Below are 7304 nucleotides of genomic sequence, written 5' to 3'. Positions count from 1 at the left end.
TCAACTGCCGGACTGACTATTAATCCAGCTACTGGTGCTATTACGCCTTCGACTTCTGCTCCGAATACCTATACTGTTTCCTATACCATTGCTGCTAGTGCCGGATGTGCTGCTGTGGTGGCAACTACTACAATAACTATTAACCCAATAGTAACACCAACTATCAATTGTGGAGTATCTACTACTACTTCCGTTCAATTCACTTGGACTGCAGTTACTGGAGCTACCGGTTATAACGTTTCTTATCAGATAAATGCTAATCCAAGTGTAACTATTGGAGCTATAGGCAATGTTTTAAATTATACTGTAAATAGTCTAACACCAGGCGATACTGTAACAATAACTCTAACACCAACGGGAGATGCAAGTACTTGCTTTGCTTTTAGTACAGCAACTTGTATTGCTACTAATTGTAATCCACCAACTGCCAACATTAGTTATGCCGGAACTCCATTCTGTTCTACTCTAGCTGCTGCTCAGTCTGTGACCTTAACAGGAACTGGTACTTATACTGGTGGCGTGTATTCCTCAACTGCCGGACTGACTATAAATCCTGCAACGGGAGCTATCACTCCTTCGACTTCAACTCCGAACACCTATACTGTAACTTATACTATTGCCGCTAGTGCCGGATGTACTCCTGTGGTAGCCACAACTACAGTAACCATTACCGCTTTGCCGACTGCAACTATATCCTATGGAACGCCATTCTGTTCTTCTGTAGCTACTGTTCAAGGGGTTACTTTAACAGGAACGGGAGCTTATACCGGTGGCGTCTATTCGTCAACTGCCGGACTGACTATTAATCCTGTAACGGGAGCTATTACGCCGTCGACTTCTACTCCGAATACCTATACTGTTACTTTTACCATTGCTACTAGTGGTGGATGTGCTGGTGTGGTAGCTACAACCACAGTAACCATTACTGCTTTGCCTTCGGCTACTATATCCTATGGAACTCCCTTTTGTTCTTTTGTAGCTACTGCACAAGCAGTAACCTTAACAGGTACCGGAGCTTATACCAGTGGCGTGTATTCCTCAACTGCCGGACTAACTATCAACCCTGCAACGGGTGCTATCACGCCTTCGACTTCTACCCCGAATACTTACTCTGTTTCCTATACTATTGCTGCTAGTGCCGGATGTGCTGCTGTGGTGACCACAACTACCATAACCATTACCGCTTTGCCTACGGCTACTATATCCTATGGAACTCCCTTTTGTTCTTCTGTAGTTACTCCTCAAGGGGTTACTTTAACAGGAACGGGAGCTTATACCGGCGGGGTGTATTCCTCAACAGCCGGACTGACTATTAATCCTGCAACGGGTGCTATTACGCCGTCGACTTCTACTCCGAATACCTATACTGTTACTTATGCAATTGCTGCTAGTGGTGGGTGTGCTGCCGTGGTAGCTACAACTACCGTAACTATTACAGCTTTGCCGACTGCAACCATATCCTACGGAACTCCGTTTTGTTCCTCTGTAGTTACTGCACAAGCCGTTACTTTAACAGGAACAGGAGCCTATACAAGCGGAGTCTATTCCACTACTGCCGGACTGACTATTAATCCTGCAACGGGTGCTATCACGCCTTCAACTTCTACTCCGAATACCTATACTGTTTCCTATACTATTGCTGCAAGTGGCGGCTGTTCTGCTGTTGTAGCTACAACTACCGTAACCATTAGACCTATCGTAAACCCAATGTTCACAGCAGTAGCTCCAATTTGCTCAGGTGAAATCCTTAACCCTTTACCAACTATTTCAAACAATGGTATTACAGGAACTTGGTCACCAGCTTTAAATAATACAGCGACTACAACTTATACTTTCACTCCGACAGGAGGACTATGTACTTCAATAAGTACCTTAATTATAACTGTTTATTCAGTACCACAAATAAATTCAATAGCTCCTTTATACTATTGCGACCCAAATAATGATGGATTTGGTGTTTTTGATTTGACACAAGTTATCCCAACAGTAACCGGAGGAATTCCATATCCGGTTAGTTTTCATGAAACCTTGACGGATGCTGAAATTAACGGAACTACTATTCCAAACCCTTCCAATTATTTCAATATTCGTATAGATCAACAAACTATTTACATCCGAGTAGAATCAACAGAATCGTCTAGTTGTTATAAAATATTAACTTTAGAATTAATTGTAAATCCAACTCCGGAAGCAATCGAACCCGACGATTATCATGTTTGTGATACTAATAATGATGGTTTCGCCAGTTTTGATTTAACAACTGTTGCTTCTCAGGTATTTGGCTCCATAAATCAATCGACGCATTCAATAGGTTATTACACTAGTCTGGCTAATGCTCAATTAGGAACAAATCCAATAAACAATCTTACCAACTTTATCAATCAAACTATAAATACACAAACTATTTGGATTAGAGTAACCAATACTGCCACTGGTTGTTATGATATTGTAACATTACAATTGTTTGTTGATCCTTTGCCTTTGGCTACGCAACCAAATTATCCACCTTATACTTTATGTGATAATCATACTCCTTTAGCTTATGAAGAATTTGATTTGGGTTCAAAAATCACAGCTATATTAATCGGGCAAACCGGAATGAATGTAACCTTCCATTTCAATCAGTCTGATGCTTTAGCCGATATAAATCCGTTACCTCTTTTATATACTAACGTTTCTCCTTATGTACAAACATTATGGATTAGAGTGGAAAATGCAATCACAGGTTGTTTTGTTTTATCAACTATGGATATACGTGTTGAGCCTCTACCTTCTCCTATTCCTCAAAGCGAACCTTATACGATTTGTGACGGGAATCAAGATGGATTTGGAACTTTTGATTTGAATACGTTAACCTCTGATATATTACAAGGTGCTAATTATACTATTACGTATCATGAAACCATTGAAGATGCCCAATTAGGAAACAATCCGTTGGTTAGTCCTTATGATAATATAACGCCTTTTATTCAAATTATTTATGCTTCGGCTATTGATAATGTGAATGGTTGTAGAAGTTTTATCCCTATCGAATTAAATGTGAATCCGCAACCTATAACGCCATTTACAGTTCCGAATTTAATTCAATGTGATGAAGATAGTAATCCGCAAAATCTGTCAATGGTATTTGATTTAACGCAAAATGATGCAGCTGTGTTAGCGATTCAACCTTTAGCAGCATCAAATTATACAGTTACCTATTATATTTCTCAAACTGATGCTAATGATGGTATTGCTCCAATTATTCAATCGACTCATTATATTGGAGGCAATAACGAAATGATTTGGGTACGAGTTGAAAATAATAATTCAAATTGTTATTCAATTGGTTCTTTCGAATTATTGATTAATCCACCTTTAATATTAACAACACCAAGGCCTTTAAGCATTTGTGATGATGATACTAATCCAAATAATCAGTATACCGAATTTAATTTAACAGTTAAAAACAACGAAATTACAGGTGGATTCCTAAATACGACCGTGACGTATTATCCAAGTTATCCTGTTACTTCTTCGAGTGTTGCGATACCAAATCCGACTGCCTATACAAATATATCGCCTGCTGTTCAGACATTAGGAGTTATGGTTACCAATGCTCAAGGTTGTATAAGTTACACTACCTTAGACATAAGAGTATTGCCAATTCCAACGCCAAGAACAAACGGAATCAGACCGTTGCCAGCGCAATGTGATATAAACAATACTGGCGACATGTTGGAAACTTTTAATTTGACCTTAAATGCTTCTATCATAATAAATGGCGATTCTACATTAACGTTACATTATTATCCAACGCAAGCTGATGCTTTAGCTGATACCAATGAAATACTAAATCCGACTGCCGCTTTGGTTGGCCAGAATATATGGATTAGAGTAGAAAACAACAGAGTGGATTATCTTGGTAATAATTGTTTTGTATTAGTTGAACAACCGCTTACCGTAAATCCGTTACCAACAATCATTCAGCCGTTAACGGTTCAAAATTGTGATGACAATACCGATGGTCAAGCTCCATTCAATTTGACTTCGACTACTGCAAGTTTGTTGGGAAGCACACAATTGCCTGCCGATTTCACAATTACTTATTATACAACAGCAGCGAATGCACAATCAGCAACGAATGCAATTCCGAATCCAACGAATTTCACCAATACCATTAATCCGCAGGTTATTTTTGTCAGAGTCGTGAACAATACTACAAGTTGTTTCAACACTGGTCAGTTTACACTTGTTGTTAATCCAAAACCAATTGCAACTGCTCCGGCAGCTTTTGAGACTTGTGATGTTGACGGAACTAATGATGGTTTCTTTACGCTAGATTTGAGTACGTATATCAATGGAATTATAGGTGCTCAAACCAGAGTTACCACCACTTTTTATAATACGCAAACCGATGCTATTAATGGTACAAATGCTATTACTAATTTAGTCAATTATCAGGCATATACGCATACTGTTTGGGTTAGAGTCGAAAATGCAATTACCGGTTGTTATCAGTTAGCACCTTTAAATATAACTGTTGAACAATTGGCTGAACCAATTATTTCTTCACCAACTAACAACATTTGTGTTGATTATGCCACCAATGTTTTATTAAGCGGCTTGACTTTGGATAGCGGAATTAAAAGCCCAAATTATACTTTTGCTTGGTCATTAGATGGAACCGTAATTCCAGGTGCAATCAGTTCAACTTATAACATCAATACTGTCGCGCCCGGAGATTACACCGTCGTGGCTACTAGTACCAGCTCGTTAGCTTGTGTTTCAAATATTTCGAATGCGTTTACCGTAATTCAATCTGGCCCGGCACAATTTGCTGAACCTCCATATACCATTAGTAATGATTTTAGTGACAATCAAATTATAACCGTAAATGTGGTTGGATTTGGTGTTTATGAATATAGTTTGGATGATGGTCCGTTCCAAAGCAGCAATGTTTTCGAACATGCTTCTTTGGGTGAACACACTATTACTGTTCGTGATGTGAAAGGAAATACCAGTTGTGGTGAAATAGTTATTGATGGAGTTCAATCTATCGATTATCCTCATTATTTTACACCAAATGGCGATGGTATTCACGACACATGGAATGTTATTGGGTTGGAAGATCAACCTTTTGCGCGGCTTTATATTTTTGACCGATATGGTAAATTTTTGAAACAATTAAGTACTACGGGTAATGGCTGGGACGGAACCTATAATGATCGTATGCTTCCTTCCGACGATTACTGGTTTAAATTGGAATACTTAGACCAGACCAAGACCAGATGGAAAGAATTTAAATCGCATTTCACACTGAAAAGATAATAGCGGAATTTGTTATATTTGAACAACAAATTTAACGTTATGGAACAATACGGGAAAATCTTATTGATTGCTATGCCTTTTTTTCTTTTGCTAATCGTAATCGAAAAAACATATGGCTATTTCAAAGGTGTCGACCATGCACCAATTATGGACAGCATTTCAAGTATCAGTTCCGGAATGACCAATGCCGTAAAAGATGCTTTGGGATTGAGTATTGCTATTATTTCCTATGAATGGATGGTTTCGCATTTGGCAATTTTGCATGTCGAAGCAACGATTCTCACCTATGCAATTGCCTTTTTTGTAATTGATTTTTATGGCTATTGGAGCCATCGATGGGCACATCAAATTAATTTCTTTTGGAATAAACACGCCATTCATCATAGTAGCGAAGAATTCAATCTGGCTTGCGCTTTACGTCAACCAATTTCCAGCTTTGTCAATCTGTTTACTTTCTTGTTACTACCTGCTGCGCTTTTTGGCGTTCCTTCTACAGTGATTGCTATTTTGTTGCCGATACATTTGTTTTTACAATTTTGGTATCATACCCGATATATTGGAAAACTTGGTTTTCTGGAAAAATTTATGGTAACACCTTCACATCATCGAGTGCATCATGCCATCAACCCGGAATATATGGATAAAAATCACGGACAAATATTTATCTTTTGGGATAAACTTTTCGGCACTTTTCAGGAAGAATTAGATTCGGTTCCACCGGTTTTTGGAATCACTCGACCGGCGCATACATGGAATCCAATCAAAATAAATTTTCAGCATATGTGGCTTTTGATTAAAGATGCCTATCATGCCGAAAACTGGAAAGATAAATTCACCATTTGGTTTAAACCAACAGGTTGGCGCCCAAAAGATTTTGATGAAAAATATCCGGTTGATAAAATATCTGATGTCTATAGTTTTGATAAATATGGCAATCAACATTCACAGCTTTTGATGTATTGGTCGTTGGTGCAATTGTTCACCACTTTGGGATTGATAAGCTATCTTTTTGGAAACCTTGGAACAATCGGATTACCGAATATTTTTGTCTATGGATTCTTCGTTTTTCTAACGGTTTACAGCTATACTGAATTGATGGATACACGTAAATTCTCTATCTTTTGGGAAGGATTAAGATTCCTATTTTCAATTGGAATTCTTTATTTCTATGGTGATTGGTTTGGAATGTCAACACTTTTACCTTTTTCAAATGCAGTGCTTATCTCCTATTTCTCTTTATCGTTATTGATGAGTTCCTATTTTGTTTTTGTGGAATTCAGGAAAACTCAAAACACACTTTCGTATGATAACTAGTCATCGATTGCTGCAGGTTTTTCTAGTTTTTGGAATAGTGTATTCCATACTTTTACTTATCGGAAACGACACTTTAACTTGGTGTTTAAAACCTTTTTTGATTCCGTTTTTGTTTTATGCTGTGGTAAAAAGCGAGCCATTTGATACCAAAAAATGGTTGCTTTCTGCTTTGCTTTTTTCTTGGATTGGCGATTGCATTTTGATGTTTGCCGATAAAAGTGAATTGTATTTTATTTTCGGATTGGTAGCTTTCCTAATTGCTCATATCTTATTCATTGTGCTATTTACCCGACAGACATTAACAAGTGTCAGTTTCAAAAAACGGTTGGTTTGGGTTGGTTTTATTATGATATTAATTTATTTAGTAAGCATGTTGGTGTTTTTGCTGCCAACATTGGGCGATTTAAAAATGCCTGTTGGTATTTATGCCATGACCATTTCAATCATGTTGATTTTGGCGCTGAAAGAAGCTTTTAACTGGGAAGGGAAAGCTAAATATTTTGTGTTTATTGGCGCTGTTTTCTTTGTGATTTCGGATAGTATTTTAGCTATCGATAAATTTCATTCACCAATTGCATCTGCATCGTATTCGATAATGATAACGTATCTGATTGCGCAGTTTTGCATTACGTATGGAATTTTGAAATTGAATCAAAAAAAATAGCATTTCGATTGAAATG

Annotated in this window: 3 protein-coding genes; all 3 read left to right on the top strand. The window is 37.7% G+C overall.

The annotated features are described in order from the left end of the window. Nucleotides 1-5310: T9SS type B sorting domain-containing protein (locus tag RMN97_RS03930; RefSeq protein WP_309613216.1), on the top strand; the 5310-nt coding region annotated here is incomplete at its 5' end. Nucleotides 5311-5349: 39 nt separating this feature from the next. Continuing rightward, the gene (locus RMN97_RS03925) at nucleotides 5350-6624 is read left to right on the top strand and encodes a sterol desaturase family protein (protein ID WP_309613215.1); all 1275 of its coding nucleotides are present in this window, start codon (nucleotides 5350-5352) and stop codon (nucleotides 6622-6624) included. After that, nucleotides 6614-7288, top strand: coding sequence for a lysoplasmalogenase (locus RMN97_RS03920; RefSeq protein ID WP_309613214.1), 675 nt, complete (start codon nucleotides 6614-6616; stop codon nucleotides 7286-7288). Before RMN97_RS03925 ends, RMN97_RS03920 begins: the two co-directional genes overlap by 11 nt. The last annotated feature ends 16 nt before the right edge of the window (nucleotides 7289-7304 follow it).

The organism is Flavobacterium sp. (genome assembly GCF_031381455.1).
GTDB lineage: Bacteria > Bacteroidota > Bacteroidia > Flavobacteriales > Flavobacteriaceae > Flavobacterium.
Note: the sequence above shows the minus strand (reverse complement) of the source record. Positions and strands in the feature narration are given on the sequence as shown.